The organism is Streptomyces sp. bgisy159 (genome assembly GCF_965341775.1).
Classification (GTDB): domain Bacteria; phylum Actinomycetota; class Actinomycetes; order Streptomycetales; family Streptomycetaceae; genus Streptomyces.
The window spans coordinates 1-584 of the sequence record NZ_CBDQZH010000135.1; the positions used below are offsets into that span (position 1 = coordinate 1).

The 584-nt window shown below is 69.7% G+C and carries 1 pseudogene; it reads left to right on the forward strand.

What is annotated here, in order from left to right:
• Nucleotides 1–584 (forward strand): annotated as a pseudogene (locus tag ACSLTV_RS36155) (glucose-6-phosphate isomerase); the annotation flags it as partial.

Sequence of the window (584 nt, forward strand, 5' to 3'; positions counted from 1 at the left end):
TTCCGGATCGTGGACGAGCATTTCCGTACCGCGCCCGCGGAGGCCAACGCGCCGCTGCTGCTGGGCCTGCTGGGGGTGTGGTACGGGAACTTCTTCGACGCGCAGTCCCACGCGGTGCTGCCCTACAGCCACTACCTGTCGAAGTTCACCGCGTACCTGCAGCAGCTGGACATGGAGTCCAACGGCAAGTCGGTGGACCGCCGGGGCCGGCCCGTCACCTGGCAGACCGGCCCGGTGGTGTGGGGCACGCCCGGCACCAACGGCCAGCACGCCTACTACCAGCTGATCCACCAGGGCACCAAGCTGATCCCGGCGGACTTCATCGGCTTCGCCCGCCCGGTCGCCGGACTCGGTCCCGCCCTGGCCGCCCAGCACGACCTGCTGATGGCGAACTTCTTCGCGCAGACCCAGGCGCTGGCCTTCGGCAGGACACCCGAGGAGGTCCGCGCCGAGGGCGTGCCCGAGGAACTGGTGGCCCACAAGACCTTCCGGGGCGACCACCCCACCACCACCGTCCTCGCCCGGGAACTGACCCCGTCCGTGCTGGGCCAGCTCATCGCCCTGTACGAGCACAAGGTGTTCGT